Here is a 20,613-nt window from a genome sequence, read left to right on the forward strand (position 1 = left end):
AGAAGGCCAGTTGCAAGAGCAAATAGAACGCCTGAAAGCCAAAGTGCGCGCCAAAGTCGAGCATCCCTTTCACGTGGTTAAAAATCTGTTTCATTACCGCAAAACGCGCTATCGCGGTCTGACGAAAAACACGGCGCAGCTGTTCAGCCTGTTTGGCTTCGCGAATTTGCTGCTATCCAAGCGACATTTGATGCGTGCTCACGGGATAAATCCGTCTTGCTGACGGGAAATGGCCTCTACGGAGGCTGCGCTAACGCCAAAAGGCGCTAGTCATGCGGGGAATCGAGCTGGTTTTCTGATTTTGCGCTGCGAATCGGCACTGGTGCTGGTGTGAGGCTTAATAAATCAGCGTTTCCCTAAAGAATCACTTTCCTCATAATCATCTGGCTTATTGTAGTCATACTCAACATTGAATCTCCCGTCAGGATAAAGAGTAAAGAAAACTCCCCAAATACGACTCCCATCTTTTTCAAGGAGATCATCACGGAGATAAATAGCAGCATCCAGCCCCTCCCAGAGAGCGCTAGGATTTCTTTCAAATCCGCCTTTCTCTTCCCTTCCCCCATTATATATAAACCATTGAGAACCAGACGCCATCTTTTGAAAGATTTGCATATGACAACCAGCACACTCCCACTGCCGCCCATCAATAAAACCTAAAACATATGCAGCCAACCGACAATAAGCCTCTTCAACCGTATTCATCACACCATCACTGCTCAAACCAAAAAGGAACTAGCCCACAACAAAAAAGGGGACCGATTTATTCCCTAACCCCCAACCACCCCTTCTTCCCGCCCCACCTGCTCATGCAGCGCCAAACAATTCGCCACTTCCACCAGCTCGCCACGCTTTAACCGTTCGATTTTATTCAGCAGATAACGCTCGACCTCTTGCGCTTGCCGCACGCGGTCGCGCACATCACTTAAGCGATCTTCGAGCATGGCCAGTTGTTCGGGCAGGCCGAGGCCGCCGGCGTAGTAGCGGCGCGTTTGTTCGGCGATTTCGTTAAGGGTGAAGCCGATGTATTTGGCCAAGCGGATCAGCTCAATGCGCTCTAGGTTGTCGCGACTGAAGTCTTTATAGCGGCGGCTGCCGGCTTGGCGTTCGGTACTGAGCAGCAGACCCAATTGGTCGTAATGCCGGATGGTGTCTTTGGTGGTGCCAGTGGCTTTGGCCAGTTCACTGATTAGCATGCGGGCTCCATTGTGCCGAACGGGGCTTGACTGTTGGGTTAACCCAACAGGTTAGAGTGGCCTAGACTGGAGTAATTATTCTAATTGCGCCAGCCCCAGTCGCCGTTACCGGGGCTAGGCCAACAACCTAAGAGGCACAGGCCGTGATTAGCTTTCAACTCAATGGGCAGCGCGTAGACGCCGATGTGCCCGCCGATATGCCGCTGCTGTGGGTGGTGCGCGACCATTTCAAGCTCAAGGGCAGCAAATTTGGCTGCGGCATGGGCCTGTGCGGCGCGTGCAGCATGTTGGTGGACGGGCAATCGACGCGCACCTGCATTTTGCCGGTGGCGGCGGTGGCTAATCGCGCGGTGACCACCATTGAAGGGCTTGCCGATAAAGACAGCCAGCAGCTATCTACCCTGCAACAGGCATGGGTGGCGCACAGCGTGCCGCAGTGCGGTTATTGCCAATCGGGCCAGCTGATTAGCGCCACGGCGCTGTTAAACAGCAACCCCGCCCCTTCGGATGCGGATATCGACAACGCCATGCAGGGCAATCTGTGCCGCTGCGGCACGTATCCGCGCATTAAGCAGGCGATTAAAGCCGCCGCAGAGCAAACAGCCGCCGCCGTGCATACCTTCGACCCACGCCAAGCGGAGGCCAAAGCATGAGCCAGACTAACCAAGCGCGCCGCCTGTTTTTAAAGCAGCTCGGCATTGTGGGCGGCGGTTTAATTGTTGGCCTGCCGCTGTCGGCCTCGGTCAACGCCAACAGCACCACCAATGCCGCCTTGCAGCCCAATGCGTTTATTCACTTAAGCCAAAGCGGTGAGGTGAGTTTTTATCTGCCGCGCAGCGAGATGGGCCAAGGCACTTACCACGGCCTAACCACCCTGATTGGCGAGGAGCTGGACATCGACCCAGCGCGCATTCGCGTGCATCACGCCACCGCCGACACGGCGTTTAACAACCCCGAGTACGACCAGCAAATCACCGGCGGCAGCACCAGCATGAAGGGCAGCTACCTGCCGCTGCGCCAAGCCGCCGCCGATGCCCGTGCGCTGCTGTTATTAGCCGCCGTGCAGCAGCTGGGCGTGCCGCGCGAGCAACTGCGCACCGACAACGGCTATGTGCTGCATGGCGAGCAGAAAACGCCCTACGCCGAGCTGGTCGCCGTGGCTGCGCAGCTAGAAACACCCCAAGATGTCGCCCTGAAAGAGCCCAGCGAATTTAAATACATCGGCAAGCAGCGCCCGCGTTTGGATGGCCACGCTAAAGCCACCGGCACCGCCGAGTTTGGTTTAGATATCGACTTCCCCGGCTTGCAGCGTGCCGTGCTGGTGCGCTGCCCGGTGGCTGGCGGCACAGTGAACAGAGTGGACGACAGCGCCGCGCGCGGTATGCCTGGCGTCACCCATGTGGTGAGCATTCATAACGGCGTGGCCGTGGTGGCCGAGCACTACTATCAAGCCAAACTGGCCGCCGCCAAGTTGGTGATCGACTGGCAGCTGCCGGAGAAACTCAGCCAGTTTTCTTCCGCTGAAGGCCAAGCGCAGTTCGCCCAAGCATTGGATGCGGACAAATCCCACGAAGCCTTTAAGCAAGGCGATGGCAGCAAGGCACTGAACCCCGCCAGCCGTGTGCTGCGCGCCGATTACTGGGCACCCTACCTTGCCCACGCCACCATGGAGCCAATGAACTGCACGGTAAAAATCGCCGACGGCGAGATGGACGTTTGGGTCGGCAGCCAATCGCCGGGCCTCGCGCAGGGCTTGGCGGCGTTTTATAGCGGCATCAGCAAGAGCAAAATCCGCATCCACAGCACCTTCTTAGGCGGCGGTTTTGGTCGCCGTACCGCGTCGGACTACGTTGGCGAAGCCGTGGCCATCGCCAAGGCCAGCGGCGTGCCAGTGCAACTGATCTGGAGCCGCGAAGACGACACCCGCCACGACCTTTACCGCCCTGCCGCCATGGCGCGCTTTGCCATCGGCCTAACCGACGACGGGCGCATCGACACCTGGCAGGTGCGCCGCGCCGGCCCCAACATCATGGCCTACACCGTGGACGAAGCGCTGGACGCCATGGCCCCGGGCTTTTTGCCCAACGGCATGGTCAATTGGATGAGCAAGGCCGGCTACGGCCTGTATGACGGCTGGAGCCTCGACCACTCCAGCGTCGAAGGCCTGTATGAAGACTACGACGCCAGCCACAAAGCCGTAGAGCACGTGACCGTCGACCCCGGCCTGCCGTGCGGTTTCTGGCGTAGCGTGGGGCACAGCTTTAGCGGCTTCTTTAAAGAGTCGATGATTGATGAAGTAGCCGTGGCCACCGAGCAAGACCCGGTCGCCTACCGTTTGCAGCACTTAAGCGGCAATCCGCGCTTAGCCAACGCGCTGAAAGTCGCCGCCGAAAAAGCCGGCTGGCCGAAGGCGGGCAACAGTGAGCGCCGCTTGGGCGTGGCGGCGCATAACTCCTTCGCCAGCTCAGTAGCGCAGGTGGCCGAGGTGTCGCTAGAGAACGGCGCCATCCGCGTACACAAGGTGGTCTGCGTGGTGGACTGCGGCCGCGTGGTGAACCCCGATGTAGTCAAAGCGCAGATGGAAAGCGGCATCCTCTTCGGCCTTACCGCAGCGCTGCACGGCGAAATCACCTTAAAAGACGGCGTGGTGCAGCAAAGTAATTTCCACGACTACCCCGTGCTGCGCATGCCGCAAACGCCGGAGATTGACGTGCACATCATCGATAGCAACGAGCCGCCCACCGGCGTTGGCGAACCCGGCACCCCGCCGATTGCCGCTGCGGTAGCCAACGCGCTGTTTGCCCTCACCGGCCAGCGCCTGCGCAGCCTGCCGCTGAAACTGGCGAGCTAACCATGCACGACTCGCAACTCACGGTACTGCAAGGCAGCCTGCGCTGCTTGCAGCAAGGCCATGCGATCACCCTGGTCAGCGTGGCGGCCACGTGGGGCACCTCGCCCCGCCAGGTCGGCTCGCTGCTGGCGGTGAGCAGCGACGGGCAATTCTTTGGCAGTGTCTCCGGCGGCTGCGTAGAAGAGGACCTGATCGAGCGCCTAGTGCAGCAACCGGTGCACGCGCCGCAGCTGATTCGCTATGGCGAAACCGCCACCGAGCGGCACCGCTTTGGCCTGCCGTGCGGCGGCGTGCTGCAGTTGGTGGCCGAGCCGTTGAATGACATCAGCGAAGTGCAAGCGCTGATCGGCGAACTAGAGCAGCGCCGCGCGGTGCTCAGGCAGACCTGCCTAACCAGCGGCGCCAGCGAGCGCCACGCCTATCGCGGCCAAGTGGCGCCTAAGCTGAGCAGCCAACACTGGTGCAACGTGTTTGGCCCGGTGTGGCACTTAGTGATTGTCGGCGCTGGCGAAACGGGGCGTTATCTGGCCGAGATGGCCGGCGCGCTGGGCTTTGCCGTAACAGTAAGCGACCCGCGCCCGGACTACCGCAGCAACTGGCCGCTCACCCATCTGCCGCTGACCGAAGGCTACCCGGATGATGTGATTGCCGGGCTGAACATCGACCCACGCACCGCGATTGTCACCGTGGCGCACGACCCGCGCGTGGACGACATGGCCCTGCTGCAAGCGCTAAAAAGCCCGGCATTTTATGTTGGCGCGCTGGGCAGTCACGCCAACAACCAAGCGCGCCGCCAACGCTTGCAAGAGCACTTAGGCTTTAGCGCCGCCGAAGTGGCGCGCTTGGCCGGCCCGGTGGGTTTACCGCTAGGCAGCAAGACCCCGGCCGAGATCGCGCTGGCGATCATGGCCGAGATTGTCGCGCTGAAAAACGGCATCGACTTACGCGCGCAGCTGGCCCCAGCCGAGCCAGCCGCGAGCCCTGTGTGCAGCCTGGCCGCCGGTTAATGACGCCCGATAACCCAGTGATCGGCCTGCTATTAGCCGCAGGGCAAGGCAGCCGTTTTGGCGGCGATAAACTGTTGCAGCCGCTGGCCGATGGCACGCCCATTGGCCTTCAGGCCGCGCGCCAGCTGGCTGCGCAGGTGGATGAACTGCTCTGCGTAGTGCGCCCGAATGATCACGCCCTTCAGGCGCTGTTGAGCGCAGAAGGCTTCACTGTGCTGCCGAACCCCGAGCACTTAACCGGCCTTAGCAGCAGTCTAAAAGCTGGCGTAGCCGCACGGCCCAACGCGGCGTATTGGCTGGTCGGGCTGGGCGATATGCCGTTTATTCAGCCCGCCACCTACTCCTCTATACGTGCCGCGCTCAACCAGCAACTCAAGCAACCCACCCACACCCAGCGCCTGCTACGCACCCGCTTAAACCAGCACACCCACGGCCATCCCTGCGCCCTGCCGCAACGCTACCGCGCCGAGCTAATGGCCCTCAGCGGCGATAGCGGCGCGGCCAAACTGTTTAAACAGGCTAAGTCCTGCGACGTGCAACTGCTCGACACCGACGACAGCGGCGTGCTGCGGGATATCGACGTACCGGCCGACCTGCACTAAGCAACACTGCTCTACTACCGCGCAAGCTGCGCCGTATCACTCTTGCCTTAATGCCCGCTGCCGCGCCGACTGAGGCCAATTTACCTAAGGCGGAAAAGGCTTATAAAATTCGCCAGCGTTCAAGCACAACAAGACACAAACATGGAGGTTTTTGTGGACATATCCACTGTCTATCCCGCTGGCCCTGCGCAAGTACCCGACAATCTCACCCGCCCCAACGCAAGCTACAAACGCCACGTTTGGCTCGCCATGCTGGGCTTAACGTTTTTTATGCTGGCCTACTTCGCGCTCTTGGGCTGCTTTGCATGGATCACCTGGGCCAGCGCCAGCGCCTTGCACGAAGGCCGCGACGACGTGATTCGCAGCATCGTGATTCTGCCCTGTGCGGCCATTCTTACCCTATTTATGGCCAAGTCACTGTTTGCCGTTAAACGGGCTGGCAACACCGACGGGATGGAAGTGACCGAGCAAGAGCAACCCGCACTGTTCAGCCTTATTTATCGGCTTGCTGATGAAATCGGCGCACCACGCCCGCATCGCGTATTTCTGACCCCCGATGTCAACGCGGCCGTGTCTTACGACCTCTCGCTGCTTAACTTGTTCTTCCCCTCGAAAAAGAACCTCATCATCGGCCTTGGCCTAGTAAACGTGCTGTCGTTGGGCGAAATGAAAGCCGTGCTGGCCCACGAGTTTGGCCACTTTGCGCAGCGCTCCATGATGGTGGGTCGCTGGGTATATATCGCCCATCAAATCATCGGCCACATGGTTGCCACGCGTGACTGGCTAGATAAGTTGGTCAAGTTTATCGGCTCCATTGACCTGCGTATCGCGTGGTTTGGCTGGCTGCTAAGCATCGTTATTTGGTCGATTCGTGCCGTGGTTGACACGCTCTTTTCGCTGGTGGTGATGGCCGAGCGGGCACTTAGCCGCGAAATGGAATTTAACGCCGACCTAGTAGCGGTATCTGTGACCGGCTCAGACGCTTTGGTTAACGCCCTGCATAAACTGCAAGCCGCCGACCACGCTTGGCAAACCGCACTCAACGTGGCCGAGCGCGAAAGCCGCAATGGCCAACGCATTGCCGATTTGTTTAGTGCTCAGCGCGTTGCCATGGAAGCCATGCGCCATGTGCTCGACGACCAAAGCTACGGCGCCACGCCGCTAGCCCCCACAGACACTAACCCGGCCGAGCACCGCGTGTTTTCCGAGCAAAGCGCCCGTCCACCGCAAATGTGGGCAACTCACCCAGCCAACCGCGACCGTGAAGACAATGCCAAGCGCATTTATGTCGCCGCGCCGATTGAAGAACGCTCGGCGTGGACACTGTTCAACGAACCGGCGCAGGTTAGAAGCAGCATTTCGCAAAGCTTTTACAACGCCGAAAAGCGTGACGAGATGGAGGTCATTGCCGCCAAAGACGCGGTTATGAAGCGTTTCGCCTTTGCCTCATTGGCGCCTAAATACCTCGGCAACTACCTCGGTCGCGCCCCCTTACGTAATTTCAGCTCAATGGATGAATTGCTCAGCTGTGGCGAGATCGCTGCAACCCCGCAAGCCTCCATTGCGCAGCTCTACCCCTCATCGCTAAAAGACCTGCTCAAACAAGAACGCGACCTTGATATTGAAATCGCCACCCTCGAAGGGCTGCGCAGTGGCCAGTTAAAACCCTCTGGAGGCGTTATTCGCCATCGCGGAGAAGAGCTTAAAAAAGAGCAAATCCCTACCGCCATCAGCGAACTAAAAGTAGAGCGCAGCACGCTTGCCGAACAACTCAAGCAACATGACGCCAGCTGCCGCCGCGCCTATCTACAAGCGGCCGAACAACTCGACCAAGGCTGGTATAGCTACCTGCTCAGCTTAAACAAACTGCTGCATTGCACGAGCCACCTCGCGGCAGTGGCACATAACGAGCAAGCCTTGCTAACCAACACCTGGCTGGTGATTACCGCCGATAAGCAAATTGGCTTTTTCGAGAAGCGCCGCATGATTCGTGTGGCCAAACAGGTAGAAGCGGTACTCCGCGAAGTGGCCAGCACGCTACAAACGCTGCGCCCCACCGCCAGCACCCTAGAGAAGCTGGGCATTGATCGCTGGAAGGAACAAATTCCACAGTTCAATTTGCTCAATGTCAGCGAAAAGAATTGGGCCGATTGGTGCCCCGCAGCCAGCCAAGAGATCAGCAATATCGCTGGCTTACTCGACTACATCAGTGATGTCACGTTGGAAGAAATCATTGAAGCCGAGCAGACACTGCATCACGCCATTATCGATGCAGACGTGCTGCTTACCGACGCACCGGCAAGCGCCAGCACGCCAGAAGACTACTTAACGCTACTACCGGGCAACGAGCACGTTCTGCAACAGAAGCTCGACCTCTGGAACCGCTTTCAATTAGCCCAAGGGTTGCTGCCTACCTTGTCCCGTCTTCTGATTGCAGGCGGCATCGTTGGCGGCACTATTTTGTTTGGGCTGTTGTACAAGCCGTAATACAGCTGCGGCTAGACAACTGAGCTAATTTTGAGCCAGCCGTTCATACGGCAACGGCTGGCATCTTTTAGCTAGCAACCAGGCAGCTATTTAGCCGCCCATTGCGCCCCGATTTTGCGCACACAGGCTCATTTGCCTCGCTAAAAAGCCCCATCGCCGTTCATCCGCAGCGCTTTAAGCACCCGCCAAAAACACCGCAAAACGCCGATAACCTTCTGCTTTATAAGGCCTTTTAACAGGCTGGCACACAACCTGCTGAAACCACAGTGCTCGCTCACAGGCGCCATACAGCTCTGATCATGGATGTGACAGAGGCGGCGGCGACTGTGAGCGGGCGCGGGTCACAGCTCACGGACGAGCTGAAGCCTTTCTGGGGGAGCCTTGCTGCTAATCGCCAGAGGCGACGCAGCACTGCACCGAACCGATAGCCTTACGCAGGACGGAGCAGCATGCACGCAGTCAGCACCGATGCACTCGCACACAACGCCATGGCCAATAGCGCCAGCGCACCACCGGACGCTCTGGGCCGGGTGTTGGTGATTGGCGGCGGGCCGGTCGGCATGCGCTTTGTCGATGAGCTGCTTAAGCGCCGCCCGTTAGCGCAGGTCGAGGTGTTCAGCAACGAGCCGCATCGCCCGTATAACCGCGTACAGCTTTCCAACTTACTGGCTGGGCAGACTTCGCCCGAGGCACTGGACTTACCCCTGCCCGACCCCGCCCAGCACCCACACTTTCGCCTGCACTCAGCCACCATCATCGCCATCGACCCGCTGACCAAGCGCCTCGAAGACAGCTGCGGGGAGAAATACCGCTTTGACCATCTGGTGATCGCCACCGGCGCACGTGCTCACGTACCGAATATTCCCGGCGTGCAGCTGCCCGGCGTATTTACCTTTCGGCGCATGCACGACGCGCAGTTGCTCGCCTCGCGCACCACGCGCAGTCGGCATTTGGTGGTGGTCGGCGGTGGCGTATTGGGCATTGAAGCGGCCAAGGCGATGGCCCGCTTGCACACTAAGGTCACGCTGATTCAACAAGCGCCGCACCTGATGAATCGCCAGCTGGATGCCACCGCCGCGCACCTTCTGGAGCAACAACTGCGCGCCCAAGGGGTGGATATTCTGCTCCACGCTGGGGTGCGCGAAGTGCTTGGCGAGGCGCGTGTGACGGGCGTGCGCACCTTAGATGGCGCGCAGATCGCCTGTGACAGCGTGCTGCTGTGCACCGGCATCAAACCGAATATCGAGCTGGCGTATCAGGCGCGCCTGCGCGTTGGTACGGGGATCCGCGTGAATGATGCGCTGCAGACCTCGCACCCGGATATCTACGCGATTGGTGAGTGCTGCGAGCATCGCGGGCAAACCTACGGCTTAGCCGCGCCGGGCCTAGAGCAAGCGGCCGTGCTGGCCGAAAGCCTTGCCGGCGGCGGCGCGCGCTATCAGGGCTCGACCACCGTAAGCCGCCTGAAAGTGGTTAACGAGCAAGTGGTTAGCCTCGGCGAAGTGGTCGATTTGCCGTTTCGCCCGCGGCAAAGCCAGCTGCGTTTTCTGCGCCGCAAACAAAAAAGTTACCGCACCTTAGTGTTACTGCGCGGGCGCATTATCGGCGCCGCTGGGCTGGGCGAGTGGCCAGAATTTGCGCGCATCCAAGAAGCCTTCCAAACCCAGCGGCGTGTGTGGCCGTGGCAATGGCTGCTGTTTTTCCTCTGTGGCCGCTTATGGCTGCGCAGCGGCGCCGACGATGTGCGCCAGTGGCCCGCCAGTGCGGTGGTCTGCCAGTGCAATCAGGTCGCATTGCACACCCTGCGCCAAGCACAGCGGCAAGGCTGTAACGATGTCGCCAGCCTCAGTCAGAGCACTCGCGCCGGCACGGTATGCGGCTCATGTCGGCCACTCATGGCCCAGCTGGTGGGGCAAAGCGCCAGCGAGAAAACCTATGGTTGGCCGCTGCTGCTCGGCGCCAGCCTGCTCGGCTTGCTGGTCGCCGCGCTGCTGGTGTGGCTACCGGCGGCCAGCTTGGCCGACAGCGTGCAGCAACAAGGCTGGTTCGAAAAAATCTGGAACGACAAAGACTACAAGCAAGTCAGCGGCTTCAGCCTGCTCGGCGTGGTCGCCGTGGGCCTCTTGATGTCGCTGCGCAAGCGCCTGAGCTGGGCGTGGCTGGGCGGTTTTAAGCACTGGCGCATCGTACACGGGCTGCTCGGTGCTGGCGGCGCGGCGCTGTTGATGCTGCACACCGGCTTTCACTTAGGCGAGAACCTTAACCGCTGGCTGATGCTGTGCTTTCTCGCGGTGTTGGTGCTGGGCAGCGCCGCCGGCTTAGCCAGCGCCCTCAGCCACCGACTAAGCCCCGCGCTGGCGCGGCGCCTACAGCAGCAAGGTAACTGGCTGCATGTGCTGGTCGCGTGGCCGCTGCCGGTGCTGCTCGCGGTGCACATCCTCACTGTGTATTACTTCTAAGGGGACGGCATGAAGCAGTGGTTATGGGGCATTTGGGCGCTGATCACGCTGGGGCTGGGCGGCTATTACGGACACACCTTGCTGTTGGCCGAAAATAAAAGCGCCCTACTGATTGGCCAAGCCACCCACGGCCATTACCAGATTGAGCTGGCCTGTAGCAGCTGCCATACCAGTGCCTTTGGCGGTGGCGAGGTGCTGCAAAACGCTTGTGTGGATTGCCATGGCGACGAGCTAAAAGCCGCACACGATTCGCACCCACGGAAGAAATTCACCGACCCGCGCAACGCCGATCTGCTGCAAATCATCGACGCCCGTCAGTGCGTGAGCTGCCATAACGAGCATCAACGCGAGCAAACCCACGCCATGGGCGTCACCCTGCCGGATGACTACTGCTACCACTGTCATAAAGAAGTCGGGCAAAACCGCGCCAGCCATAAAGACTTGCCGTTCGACTCGTGCGCCAGCGCCGGTTGCCACAACTACCACGACAACCGCGCGCTGTATGAAGACTTCTTAGTCGCCAATGCCCAAGGTGACTGGCTGAAGGCACTCAACCAACTGGCCGAGCCCAACCGCAGCGCACGCAACGCGCAAAAACACTGGCCACCGCTGAGCAACCAAGCCAACGCGCAGGCCAGCGCCGAGCAACAAGCCCACGCGCAAATCACCGCCGACTGGGCGCTGAGCGCACACGCCCAAGCGCAAGTCAGCTGCGTGGGCTGCCATAACGACGGCCAAGGGCAGTGGCTGGCCAAGCCGGCGCTGGCGCAATGCCAAAGCTGCCACCAAGACGAAAGCGCCGAGTTCTTACAAAGCAAACACGGCATGCGCTTAGCCGCTGGGTTAACCCCCATGACCCCAGCACACAGCGACGCGCTGGCCTTTCACGAGCAAGCGCAGCACAGCGAGCAAAGCTGCAACAGCTGTCACCAGCCGCACCGCCAAGACACCCGCCACGCTGCCGCCAGTGCGTGCCTCGCCTGTCATAACGATGAACACAGCGCCAATTACTGGGCCTCGCCGCACGGCCAAATCACCCAGCAGGCACTGGATGGCCAACGCCCATGGAGCGAAGCTGTGACCTGCGCCACCTGCCACTTACCGCGCGTGGTCACCAACAAGCAAGGCGTGACCAGCAACGCCGCCGAGCTGGCCGAGGCCAACGCCAGCGGTAAAAACACCGCGCAGGTTGCCGTGCTGCACAACCAAAACATCACCCTGCGCCCTAACGAAAAAATGCTCCGCCCGGTGTGCATGAGCTGCCACAGCTTGCCCTTTGCCATTGACGCGCTGGCCGATGAAGCGCTGCTGAACAACAACTTCAGCGGCCCACCGGCCGTGCATGTGCCCTCGGTGGATTGGGCCGTCGAGCGCGCCAAGTAACCGTTTTCCTTCAACCAAGAGGTCGTCACCATGAAAAAAGCACTGCTTACCTTGGCTATCACTGCCAGCGTTGTGAGTCTGAGCGGTTGTAACGAGCCAGCCGCGCAAGGCATCGAACCGAAGATCTTCACCGACTCGCTGTTTGCGGTGATGAACGCCGACCGCACTAACTACACCAAGTTGGTGGTCAAGCGCTTAGGCCCCGATGGCGCCAACGTGATCAAGCCGCATGAAAACTGGCAGGACTTCGACAACGGCACCCTGCTGCCGGCGCAGATGTTCCGCGCAGGCTCCGAGGCGGTGGCCGAAGTGACCAGCGACTTCACTTACTCGCTGCAGTCCATCTGGCCGATCAATAGCCAGAACGCGCCGAAAACCCCGATGGAAAAAGAAGGCTTAGAGTTCATCGCCGCTAACCCCGGGCAGAACTTCTACGGTGAAGAAACCTTGGGCGATAAAAGCTACTTCACCGCCGTGTACCCGGATGTCGCCGTCTCCGACGCCTGCACCAGCTGCCACAACCAGCACAAAGACTCGCCGCGCACCGACTTTAAGCTCGGCGACATCATGGGCGGTGTGGTGATTCGCGTACCGCGTTAAGGAGGCCGCCATGCACAGCCTGTCACGCCTTACCTTAGCCGCTGCTTTACTCACCTTAGCCGGCTGCGAAAGCGCCGAAGAAGTCGCTCAGCGTGAGCGCCTCGCCGAGGGGCAAACGCTGTATGAGCAGAACTGCCGGGTGTGCCATGCCGCAGGCATCAACGGCGCACCGATTGTCGGCAACGCCAAGATGTGGGGCCCGCGCGCCCAACAAGGCGTCGATGTGCTGGTGCAACACGCCATCGAAGGCTACGGGCTGATGCCCGCCAAAGGCGGCAAAACCCACTTAAGCGACGCGCAGATTCGCTTAGTGGTGGAGTTTTATCTGGCGCAATTACCCAACGAATAGACCCACGTGATTAGTTGAATAAGAGGAAAACCTCATGAGTATTTTCGAAAAAATCGGCGGTGAAGCCGCCGTTAATGCGGCGGTGGATGTGTTCTACCGCAACGTGCTGATGGACGAACGCATCAGCCACTTCTTCGACAGCATCGACATGGCCTCGCAACACCAAAAGCAAAAGGCCTTTATGACCATGGCCTTTGGCGGCCCCAACCACTACACCGGCGCCGACATGCGCAAAGCCCATGCGCATATGAAGCTCACCGAAGAGCACTTTACTGCCGTGGCGGAAAACCTCATTGCCGCGCTCAAAGAGCTGAATGTGGCGCAGGAGCACATCGACGAGATCATCGCCGTGTGTCTGAGCGTAAAAGACGATGTGCTCAACGTGCCGCCGGCGGCCTAAGCGATGACCGCGATAGTCTTCGCCGGGCAAAGCTATGCTCTGGCAGACGGTGAATCCGTGCTCGACGCGCTGCTGCGCGCCGGGCACGCCATTCCCCACGGTTGCCGCGCCGGAGTGTGTCAGGCCTGCTTGCTGCAAAGCGACGAGGCCCCGCCAGCTAACACGCAGCGCGGTTTAAGCAGCGCGCAAAAAAGCCTTAACTACTTTTTAAGCTGCCAATGCCAGCCGCCTGCATCGCTTAGCGCGCAAGCGGTGGATCAAGCCGGGCAACGCGTTAGCGGCGTGGTGCGGGAAAAGTCATGGCTTAATCAACGTGTGCTGCGTTTACGCATCGAAGCGCCACTCGACTTTAAGGCTGGGCAATACGTCACCCTCTGGCAGTCCGCGCAACTGGCGCGCAGCTATTCGCTAGCCGGCAGCCCCAACCCACAAAACCTGCTGGAGCTGCACATTCGCCACTACCCCGACGGGGCGTTTTCTGCATGGGCGGCCGAGCAGCTTAAGGTTGGCGATGCACTCGACATCCAAGGCCCGCTGGGCCAGTGCGTGTACAGCGCGCCAGCCAACCAGGCGCTGCTCTTAATCGGCATGGGCACCGGCCTCGCGCCGCTGTGCGGCATAGTGCAAGACGCTCTAGCCCAAGGCCACAGCGCGCCAATCCAACTGATTGCTGCGGCACGCAACGGCGCCGACTTGTACTACCTCGACGAACTCAGCGCGTTAGCCGCCCAACACCCGCAACTGGGCATCACTTGGCTGGCGCAACACGCCAACCAAGCCACACCGCCAGCGGTAGCCATCGGCGATGTGTATACCCACGTTAAAACCCACTTCGCCAGCCTCAAGGGCTATCAGGTTTACCTGTGCGGTGCTGCCTCATTCGTCGCCAAAATGCGCAAGCAATGCTTTTTAAGCGGCGCCGGCATGGCAGATATCTTGGTCGATAGCTTTGTGCCGTTTGCCACGACGAAGACTTAACCCGCCGGCAGCAACCCTTTAGCGCGCAAAGCCTGCAAGACAATGCTCTGGCGCAGCGGCAAGTCGGCGGCGCTTTGCGTGTCGATATTCAGGGCAAACAGCCACGTCCCCTTGTCGCCCTGTAGATAGCCGACAAACCAACCCACGCTCGGTTTGCCGCGGGTAAACCAGCCGGTTTTGCCGTACAGCTGCCAGCCATCGCCTTGCTCGAGCAACATCAAGCGCACGAGGCTGGCGTAATCGGCAGGGCTAAACGGCGGCTGGCGCTGCACAACGCTACGCAGAAAACGCACCTGCTCCTGCGCACTGATGCGCAGCGAGCCATCCAGCCAGAACTGATCCACCACAAACGGCTGGCGCAACTGACCATAGCCGGTGGCTTGGATATAGCCGGGGTAAACCGCCGGGCCCAAGGCTCGCGCCAAGCGCTGATAGCACCACACGCAGCTCACCCGAAAGGCGCTATCCAACGTCTGATCGCGGTTCCACACGCTCATTTCATGCTCAGTGCCATCCCACGCGATGCGACTGTCGGGGCCGCTGATCAGTCGCTCATGCAGGGCAATCAAGCTATTGAGCACCTTAAAGGTGGACGCCGCTGGGTAGCGCTCTGCCGCCCGCTCAGGGTTGTGCACCCAGCGGGTAGCGCCGTCCAACGATTCGATCAGCAAAGTGCCCTGCACCTTAGCCGCATCAAACGGCTGCGCCAACGTGTGGCTGTCGGCCTGCGCGATGCTCGAGAGCAGCACGAACAGCAGGCTGATAGCCGCCGCCAGCCGGGTGTTATTACGCTTAATATGCAGGCCCATCGGCGCCCCCTAGGTTTCTTTGCCGCCGCTTAGCTTACCCTCGGCACCATGCTCACGGCATGCCGTACAATGGCGCTTTCTTTTTGTGCGGGCGTTTTTGCGATGTCGTTTTCTTCTTTAGGTTTGCTGGATGCCTTGGTCACTACCGCCGCTGAGCTGGGCTACAAGACCCCCACGGCCATCCAGCAAAAGGCCATCCCGATTGTCTTGCAGGGCCGCGACTTGCTCGCCGCCGCGCAAACCGGCACCGGCAAAACCGCCGCCTTTACCCTGCCGCTGCTGCACAAGCTGACTTGCGAAGGCCCCAAGGTGGGCGGCAATCAAGTGCGCTGTTTGATTCTGGTGCCCACCCGCGAGCTGGCCGAGCAAGTGCTCACCAGCGTGCAAAGTTACAGCCGCCAACTGCCGATCAGCAGTTATGCCGTGTATGGCGGCGTGAGCATCAACCCGCAAATGCTGCGCCTGCGCAAAGGCGTGGATGTGCTGGTGGCCACCCCCGGCCGCTTGGTGGATTTGCACCGACAAAACGCCGTGCGCTTCGAGCAACTACAACTGCTGGTGCTCGATGAAGCCGACCGCATGCTCGACTTAGGCTTCTCCCTAGAGCTGGCGGAAATTCTCGCCAGCCTGCCGCGTAAACGGCAGAGTTTGCTGTTCTCGGCGACCTTCTCGGACGAAATCCGCACGCTTGCCAACAAGCGCCTGAACAACCCGCTCACCGTGGAAGTCAGCCCGCGCAACACCGCCGCGCAGTCGGTTAAGCAGTGGCTGATTCCGGTGGATAAAAAGCGCAAGGGCGAGCTGCTGCTGCACCTGCTGCGCCAACGCCCGGCCGAGCAACTCTTGGTATTTGTGAAAACCCGCAAAGGCGCCGAGCAGGTGGGCCAGCAACTGCGCGAAGCGGGCATTGCGTGCGACACCATCCACGGCGACAAGCCACAACCGTCACGCATGAAGGCGCTACAGGCGTTTCGCGATGAAGAGCTGCAAGTGCTGGTCGCCACCGACGTGGCCGCGCGCGGGCTGGATATCCCCGACCTGCCCTTGGTGATCAACCACGACCTGCCCACCGTGGCCGAAGATTACATTCACCGTATCGGCCGCAGTGGCCGTGCTGGCAGCCAAGGCGAAGCGATCTCGCTGGTGTGCGCCGATGAAGTCGAGCAACTGGCGGCCATCGAGCGCTTACTCAAGCAAACCCTAACGCGCAAAGAAGACCCCGACTTCAGCCCTAGCCACCGCGTGCCACTCACCCACGATGGCATGGCGCAGAAGAAGCCGAAAAAGCCCAAGCAGAAAGCCTCCGACAAGATGATCAGCGGCAAAGTGCACTTAGGCACTTGGTTTGACGAGCCGCCAAAACCGGCGCGCGCGGTACGCGGCAAGCCCATTTTCGCCAAGAAAAAGCCCAAATAGCCGCCGGCAAGCCTGCACCAATGGGCTAACCTAAAGCCAAATGCAGGAGCCGCCCCAGCGGGGCAGGAAGCCCACGATGAAACGCATTCTGGTTGCCAATGCCAAGGGTGGCTGCGGCAAAACCACCTTGGCCACACAAATCGCCAGCCACTTTGCTGCGCAAGGCCAGCGCGTGTTGCTGGCCGATTACGACCCTCAGCGCTCGGCCAGCGATTGGCTGCAAAATCGCCCCGCCGGCTGCGCGCCGCTGACCATTCACCCCGCGTGGCAAGCACCGCTACCTAAAGAACCCTATGACGTGTTAGTCGGCGACATGCCCGCCGCCATCGCCCCGCAGGCGGTATGGCAAGTGTTGAAAGCCGGCGACAAGCTGCTGGTGCCCATCCTACCCTCACCCAGCGACATCAAAGCCAGCCTGCGCTTTTTAATGGCGCTGAACTTGGCTGATCTGGCCAAAGGCGGCATCGAGGTGGGCTTAGTGGCCAACCGCGTACGCGGCAATACCGAATACGCCCGCCGCCTGCACGAATTACTGGAAAAAATGCGCCTGCCGCTAGTAGCCAGCATTCGCGACACGCAAAACTACGTGCGCGCTATGGACCACGGCGTGAGCATCTTCGACCTACCCGCCTACCGCGTGCGCAACGACCTAGCCCAGTGGCATGCGCTGCTGGCTTGGTTAGACCCGAGCTATAACCCAGCGCCACAAGCCATCCAGGCCTAACAGGCCGCTCTACCGGTTACTGGCCATGCGCTACTAATCTGACCAATCGGTCATACGCCGTACCACTACGCCCTCTCCCCCCTCCCGCCAGAGGATGCCGCGCCGGCACAGGCGCTGCAGCATGCTCACGCTGCACCCTGACTTAACAACAAACATAAAAAGGAAAGTGCCATGACCCCGCTTACCCAGCCCCATCGGCTGTGCAAGTGGCTGGCGCTCGCTGCTGTGGGGCTGACCAGCCTCAGCGGGCACGCCGCCCTCATCGAACCCGGCCCTGACGAGGCCATCCTCTATTACCAACGCGACGACAACCAGTACGACGGCTGGGGCTTACACCTGTGGAATACCGGCAGCTGTAGCGGCAGTGCGGTGGCCACCGACTGGAGCCAGCCGCACCCGGCCAGCGGTGTGGATGCCGAACACGGCGCCTATTACCGTATTCCGCTGCTTAGCGATGCCAGCTGCCTGAACCTGATCATGCACAAGGGCAACGACAAAGACTTAGGCGGCAACGACTTGCAGTGGCGCTTTAGCAGCCTCGGTAAGCGGGTGTTTAGCGTTAGCGGCAGCAGCACCTTGTCGCCCGAGCCGATTGGCCCGGCGCCGCTGACCATCGACGGCGCGCGCGGCCATTGGCTAGATGCGCGCACCTTAGTGGTCTACGGGCCGCACAACGCCGAACAGCTGGAGCTACGTTACGCCAGCGATGCGAGCATTAACGTCGACGGCCAAGCGCGCAGCATCAGCGGTGGCGAGCGCTTAAGCCTTACGCCGAGCAGCTTGAGCGAACGCCTCGCCAAGCGCTTTCCGCACTTAGTCGGCCACAGCGTGTATCGCGTGGCAGGCAAGCCAGCGGCCATCCGCGCAGCGCTAAAAAGCCAGCTGTTAGTGGTGGGCTACCAGCAAGACGCGATCGAGTTTGTCAGCCAAGTGCAGACTCCCGGCGTGCTCGATCACCTGTACCGCTATCGCGGCAAGCTAGGCAGCCAAGTGGGTCATCACGGCGTGGTGTTCCGCCTGTGGGCGCCCACGGCGCAAAACGTGCGCTTGCATCTGTTTGATGCCAACAAGCAGCCGCTGGCCGACAGCCCCGTCACCCTGCGCGAATACCACGGCGTATGGCGCTATGTAGGCCCGCGCAGACTAGATCGCGCCTTCTACCAATACGAGGTCAGCGCCTATCACCCCAGCAGCGGGCAGATCGAAACCACCTTAGTGACCGACCCTTATGCCCTTAGCTTGGCGCAGAACAGTCGCTACGTCCAAGTGGTGGATTTGGACGACAGCGATCTAAAGCCCAGCGGCTGGGACAACGTAAAACGCCTGGCACAGAAAACCCCTGAGGCCAGCGTGATTTACGAAACCCATATCCGCGATTTCAGCGCCAGCGATGCCAGCGTCGCGGCCGAGCAGCGCGGCAAATACTTGGCCTTTACGCAAACGCAAAGCCACGGCATGCGTCACTTGCAAACATTGGCTGAGGCGGGCTTAACGCATATTCAGCTGCTACCGGCGTTCGACATTGCCACGGTGGATGAAAACCCCGCCCAGCAGGTCAATCTGGATGACAGCTTCAGCAAGCTCTGCGAGCTATCGCCGCAAGCTGCCGAAGATTGGGCCAGCTACTGCAACAGCGGCACCATTCGCCAAGCGCTGGAGCGCTTTGACCCCGCCGGCCCCGAGGCGCAAGCGCTGCACAGCGTGCTGCGCAACGTGGACGGCTTTAACTGGGGCTACGACCCCTACCACTACACAGTGCCCGAAGGCAGCTACGCCAGCGATGCCGACGGCGTAACGCGCATCCGCGAGTTCCGCCAGATGGTCATGGCGCTTAACCAGCAAGGCTTAAGCACGGTGATGGACGTGGTCTACAACCACACCCATGCCTCGGGCCTTGGCGAGCAGTCGGTGCTGGATAAAATCGTCCCCGGCTACTATCACCGCCGTCATCCGCTGACCGGTGCTGTGGAGCGCTCGACCTGCTGCGACAACACCGCCAGCGAACACGCGATGATGGAAAAGCTGATGATCGACTCGCTCAAGGTCTGGGCGCGCGATTACAAGGTGCGCGGCTTCCGTTTTGACCTAATGGGCCACCACATGCGCCGCAATCTCAAGCGCGCGCTGCGTGCGGTGCAGCAAGTCGACCGCGACACTTACTTCTATGGCGAAGGCTGGAACTTTGGCGAAGTGGCCAACGATGCGCGCGGCATCAACGCCACCCAGCTGAACATGGCCGGCACCGGCATCGGCACTTTTAACGATCGCCAACGCGATGCGGTACGTGGCGGCGGCCCGTTTGATGGCGGCGACAGCCTGCGACGCAATCAGGGCTTTGCCAACGGCCTGTTCGTCATCCCTAACGAGCACAACAGCGCCAGCGAAGCAGAAAAAGCCCAACTGCTGCGCACGCTCGACTGGCTGCGCATCGGCATTGCTGGTGGCCTGCGCGACTACCCACTGGTGACTGCCGATGGCAGCGTGAAAACCGGCAGGCAAATCGATTACAACGGCCAGCCGGCGGGTTATACCCAAGACCCGCAAGAAACCATCAACTATGTGTCCAAGCACGACAACCAAACCCTGTGGGACATCAACCAGTACAAGCTCGCCAGCAGCCTAACCCTGCCCGAGCGCGTGCGCTTACAAGTGCTTGGCCTCGCTGTGCCACTGTTGAGCCAAGGCATACCGTTTATCCATATGGGCTCAGACCTGCTGCGCTCTAAATCCATGGAGCGCGACAGTTATGACTCTGGCGATTGGTATAACGCGGTGGATTTCAGCTACCAGCAGAGCAACTGGAACAAGGGCCTGCCGCGTGCCGACAAAGACGGCGACAACTGGCCGCTGATTCGCCAGATCATCGCCGACCCGCAAGCCGCGCCGGACAGCGTAGCTATCGAGGCGGCGCGCCAACAGTTCTTAACCTTGCTGCGCATTCGCCACTCAAGCCCGCTGTTTAGCTTGGCCAATGCCCGCGAAGTACAGCGCCGCTTGGCCTTCCACAACACCGGCCCGGAGCAAATCCCCGGTGTGGTGGCTTTTAGCTTGGATGACAGCCGCGGCGCAGGGCGCAATCTCGACCGCCGCTACGAAGGCTTGATGGTGATTCTTAACGCCAGCAACGCACCAGTCGCCATCCCCGGCGCCCTGCCCGGCTTCCGCCTGCATCCACTGCAAACCAACAGCGACGCCATCACCCAGAGTGCTAACGTCAGCAACGGTGTGTTTAACGTGCCGCCGCTAACCGCTGCGGTGTTTGTACTGCCCGAGCAGCGCCGCTAACCGCTCAGCGGAGCCCGCCAAGGAAGGCTGGCTCCGTGATAGCGAAATCCGTACACTCGCCCGCGCA

At 60.5% G+C, this 20,613-nt stretch carries 18 protein-coding genes; 15 read left to right on the forward strand and 3 right to left on the reverse strand.

Features of this window, described 5'->3' with window-relative positions:
* On the forward strand, positions 1 to 223 hold a 223-nt coding region (locus BMX80_RS12400; RefSeq protein WP_139214120.1), incomplete at its 5' end, for a transposase.
* A 122-nt stretch (positions 224 to 345) separates the two neighbouring features.
* Here the strand turns inward: BMX80_RS12400 and BMX80_RS12405 are convergent.
* Both BMX80_RS12405 and BMX80_RS12410 read right to left on the reverse strand, forming a co-directional pair.
* Positions 346 to 705 (reverse strand): hypothetical protein, encoded by a 360-nt coding sequence (locus tag BMX80_RS12405; protein WP_139214122.1) that lies wholly within the window; start codon positions 703 to 705, stop codon positions 346 to 348.
* Positions 706 to 770: 65 nt separating this feature from the next.
* Positions 771 to 1,196, reverse strand: a complete 426-nt coding sequence (locus BMX80_RS12410; protein ID WP_074868971.1) for a MerR family transcriptional regulator — start codon at positions 1,194 to 1,196, stop codon at positions 771 to 773.
* Positions 1,197 to 1,339: 143 nt separating this feature from the next.
* Between BMX80_RS12410 and BMX80_RS12415 the strand changes: the two genes are divergently transcribed.
* From BMX80_RS12415 to BMX80_RS12465, 11 genes are all read left to right on the forward strand, one after another.
* Positions 1,340 to 1,849, forward strand: a complete 510-nt coding sequence (locus tag BMX80_RS12415) for a (2Fe-2S)-binding protein (protein WP_074868973.1) — start codon at positions 1,340 to 1,342, stop codon at positions 1,847 to 1,849.
* Positions 1,846 to 4,047, forward strand: a complete 2,202-nt coding sequence (locus BMX80_RS12420; RefSeq protein ID WP_074868976.1) for a xanthine dehydrogenase family protein molybdopterin-binding subunit — start codon at positions 1,846 to 1,848, stop codon at positions 4,045 to 4,047. Before BMX80_RS12415 ends, BMX80_RS12420 begins: the two co-directional genes overlap by 4 nt.
* Positions 4,048 to 4,049: 2 nt before the next feature.
* On the forward strand, positions 4,050 to 5,054 hold the full coding sequence (locus BMX80_RS12425) for an XdhC family protein (RefSeq protein ID WP_074868979.1): 1,005 nt from the start codon (positions 4,050 to 4,052) through the stop codon (positions 5,052 to 5,054).
* On the forward strand, positions 5,054 to 5,656 hold the full coding sequence (locus tag BMX80_RS12430; protein WP_074868980.1) for a nucleotidyltransferase family protein: 603 nt from the start codon (positions 5,054 to 5,056) through the stop codon (positions 5,654 to 5,656). The genes BMX80_RS12425 and BMX80_RS12430 overlap by 1 nt, the downstream gene beginning before the upstream one ends.
* A gap of 153 nt (positions 5,657 to 5,809) precedes the next feature.
* On the forward strand, positions 5,810 to 8,143 hold the full coding sequence (locus BMX80_RS12435) for a M48 family metallopeptidase (protein WP_083394325.1): 2,334 nt from the start codon (positions 5,810 to 5,812) through the stop codon (positions 8,141 to 8,143).
* Between the two features lie 449 nt (positions 8,144 to 8,592).
* Positions 8,593 to 10,602, forward strand: a complete 2,010-nt coding sequence (locus BMX80_RS12440) for an FAD-dependent oxidoreductase (protein ID WP_074868987.1) — start codon at positions 8,593 to 8,595, stop codon at positions 10,600 to 10,602.
* 9 nt (positions 10,603 to 10,611) lie between these two features.
* The gene (locus BMX80_RS12445) at positions 10,612 to 11,985 is read left to right on the forward strand and encodes a cytochrome c3 family protein (RefSeq protein ID WP_074868990.1); all 1,374 of its coding nucleotides are present in this window, start codon (positions 10,612 to 10,614) and stop codon (positions 11,983 to 11,985) included.
* Between the two features lie 30 nt (positions 11,986 to 12,015).
* Positions 12,016 to 12,585: a Tll0287-like domain-containing protein gene (locus tag BMX80_RS12450; protein WP_074868993.1), complete on the forward strand. Its 570-nt coding sequence runs from the start codon at positions 12,016 to 12,018 to the stop codon at positions 12,583 to 12,585.
* Between the two features lie 10 nt (positions 12,586 to 12,595).
* The gene (locus BMX80_RS12455; RefSeq protein ID WP_074868996.1) at positions 12,596 to 12,934 is read left to right on the forward strand and encodes a c-type cytochrome; all 339 of its coding nucleotides are present in this window, start codon (positions 12,596 to 12,598) and stop codon (positions 12,932 to 12,934) included.
* A gap of 34 nt (positions 12,935 to 12,968) precedes the next feature.
* On the forward strand, positions 12,969 to 13,334 hold the full coding sequence (locus BMX80_RS12460; RefSeq protein ID WP_074868997.1) for a group I truncated hemoglobin: 366 nt from the start codon (positions 12,969 to 12,971) through the stop codon (positions 13,332 to 13,334).
* Between the two features lie 3 nt (positions 13,335 to 13,337).
* Positions 13,338 to 14,312: an FAD-binding oxidoreductase gene (locus tag BMX80_RS12465; RefSeq protein WP_074869000.1), complete on the forward strand. Its 975-nt coding sequence runs from the start codon at positions 13,338 to 13,340 to the stop codon at positions 14,310 to 14,312.
* Here the strand turns inward: BMX80_RS12465 and BMX80_RS12470 are convergent.
* The gene (locus BMX80_RS12470; RefSeq protein WP_074869003.1) at positions 14,309 to 15,121 is read right to left on the reverse strand and encodes a penicillin-binding transpeptidase domain-containing protein; all 813 of its coding nucleotides are present in this window, start codon (positions 15,119 to 15,121) and stop codon (positions 14,309 to 14,311) included. The two genes, BMX80_RS12465 and BMX80_RS12470, sit on opposite strands and share 4 nt — an antisense overlap.
* A 102-nt stretch (positions 15,122 to 15,223) precedes the next feature.
* Here BMX80_RS12470 and BMX80_RS12475 point away from each other — a divergent pair, with 102 nt between their 5' ends.
* The 3 genes from BMX80_RS12475 (at position 15,224) to pulA (ending at position 20,546) form a co-directional block, all read left to right on the forward strand.
* Positions 15,224 to 16,537 carry a DEAD/DEAH box helicase gene (locus tag BMX80_RS12475; RefSeq protein WP_074869006.1) on the forward strand — a complete coding sequence of 438 codons (1,314 nt, stop codon included), beginning with the start codon at positions 15,224 to 15,226 and terminating at the stop codon, positions 16,535 to 16,537.
* A 76-nt stretch (positions 16,538 to 16,613) separates the two neighbouring features.
* Entirely contained in the window at positions 16,614 to 17,261 is a 648-nt protein-coding gene (locus BMX80_RS12480; RefSeq protein ID WP_074869009.1) for a ParA family protein, read from the forward strand.
* 171 nt (positions 17,262 to 17,432) lie between these two features.
* Positions 17,433 to 20,546: a pullulanase-type alpha-1,6-glucosidase gene (gene pulA, locus BMX80_RS12485; RefSeq protein WP_074869012.1), complete on the forward strand. Its 3,114-nt coding sequence runs from the start codon at positions 17,433 to 17,435 to the stop codon at positions 20,544 to 20,546.
* The last annotated feature ends 67 nt before the right edge of the window (positions 20,547 to 20,613 follow it).

The organism is Atopomonas hussainii, from assembly GCF_900109735.1.
Lineage (GTDB): Bacteria > Pseudomonadota > Gammaproteobacteria > Pseudomonadales > Pseudomonadaceae > Atopomonas > Atopomonas hussainii.